Genomic DNA, 716 nt, shown 5'->3' on the forward strand with positions numbered 1-716 from the left:
TAGAGAAACCAGCTCGGGACGATGTTCGACATTTTGAAGTTCATGAGCTGGAAGCCAAAAAACAGCACCATCATTGTAAAATGAAGCAGTACAGCTAAACACCAAAGGGGATAGGCAATGAGTGGTGCAACCGACGCGAGATAATCGGTCAGGATCAATAATGCCATACTCATTGGTGCCATTAAACTACCACTTAACGGGTGCTTAATATCCGCCATAAATAGGCGAGGATTGGTGGCGTACTTAATCAGAACGGGAGCGAGCAATAACGCGCCAAATGAAGCCAGAAAAGGACGAATTGGCGTACCAATATCGGGAACATAGAGCGCCCACGCTTGGCCAAGCCCGATCATACCCAGTGCCAGCGCCGCTTGAGAAGGCGGGACACTATAAAACTGCACAAGTCTTTTCCAGTTCAAATCTACTCCGAATTGATTTTGCCCGAATGAAACGAAAAGTGATGTTTAAAACCAAATTATCTTTGGCTGCTTTGCGTGTGAAAATCGCGAACGGTGTGGAATCAGATCGTTGATTATCTTCATCTTAGCCTGCTGCTGCCTTGCATTGCGAAACGCGAATTTTCAACGCATGTTTTACGCAATTGTTGACTCATTTTGGCCTGTAATGGGCGGATTTGAGTGGAACAATTGCTCTATTTTATGGCGCGAATATTAACAAGTTTAACAGGCGATGACGCCTAAACATGATGGGTAAAT

The 716-nt window shown here is 45.0% G+C and carries 1 pseudogene; it reads right to left on the reverse strand.

The window, feature by feature from the left end:
- A pseudogene (locus tag R7190_RS27400) lies at positions 1 to 401 on the reverse strand (tellurium resistance protein); the annotation flags it as partial.
- Between the last annotated feature and the right edge of the window lie 315 nt (positions 402 to 716).

This window comes from Vibrio sp. 1078-1 (assembly GCF_033340475.1).